Source organism: Streptomyces sp. MB09-01, from assembly GCF_033794505.1.
Lineage (GTDB): Bacteria > Actinomycetota > Actinomycetes > Streptomycetales > Streptomycetaceae > Streptomyces.
In genome coordinates this window covers 1-518 of the sequence record NZ_JARAYQ010000621.1, presented here as the reverse complement: position 1 = coordinate 518, position 518 = coordinate 1, and the positions used below count along the sequence as shown (strand labels likewise).

Here is a 518-nt window from a genome sequence, read left to right as displayed (position 1 = left end):
GACCGACCCGATGCCGTCACCGTGTCACCGTTCTCAGGAGCAGAGATGAACACCCGCACCGGTTGACCCCGGGGTCATCCGATCGGTCGATGCGGGCCGCCTCCGGCGCGGTATTTCCTGGTCAGGACCCTGCCGCACCATCCAGCCCGGCCGCACCATCCAGCCCGGCCGCACCATCCAGCCCGGCCGCACCATCCAGCCCGGCCGCACCACCCAGGCCTCCCGCACCACCCAGCCCCGCCGGCGTGCGAGGCGCGGGGTCCGGGGCAGCGCCCCGGCAGCGGCGCCGCACCCGACAATGGACGCAGGCCCCGACCGAGGAGCACCCCGTGAAGCCCGCCCCGCCGCGCGATGACACCCGGACGCTGGCCACGGTCGCCCACACCGCCTTCTTCCTCCTCCTCGGCGCCTCCCTGCTCCGCTTCCTCCTGCGCCACCCCGGCGAACCCCGCACCCCGTGGATCATCGCCCTCAGCATCACCCTGGCCTTGCTCTACGTGCTCGGCCCCGCCCTCGGC

At 74.3% G+C, this 518-nt stretch carries 1 pseudogene; it reads left to right on the top strand.

The features are described from left to right. Window positions 1-329 precede the first annotated feature (329 nt). Window positions 330-518 (top strand): annotated as a pseudogene (locus PV721_RS43765) (sensor histidine kinase); the annotation flags it as partial.